The sequence below is a fragment of the Parvimonas sp. D2 genome (assembly GCF_035282635.1).
Lineage (GTDB): Bacteria > Bacillota > Clostridia > Tissierellales > Peptoniphilaceae > Parvimonas.
In genome coordinates, this window is the sequence record NZ_JAYKBO010000058.1 from 1 (window position 1) to 262 (window position 262).

Annotated in this window: 1 protein-coding gene; it reads left to right on the plus strand. The window is 63.7% G+C overall.

The annotated features are described in order from the left end of the window. On the plus strand, positions 1-222 hold a 222-nt coding region (locus VJI77_RS07570), incomplete at its 5' end, for a Rid family hydrolase (protein WP_323988989.1). Between the last annotated feature and the right edge of the window lie 40 nt (positions 223-262).

The window sequence follows — 262 nt, forward strand, 5'->3', positions numbered from 1 at the left end:
GTGCTGGACCACATCGGCGCCAAGCTCAAGTCCCAGGGACTGGGCTATGAGGATGTGCTGTCCACCTCGGTCTTCATGAAGGACCTCAACGAGTTCGCCGCCATGAACAAGGTCTATGGCGAGTACTTCAAGACCGGCGCCCCCGCTCGGGCCACGGTGGAGGTGGCGCGCCTGCCGCGCGATGTGAAGATCGAAATCTCGGCCATCGTCGGCCGCCGCTGACCGCTTGCGCAACGACAGGAGGACCGCATGAACGCACGAC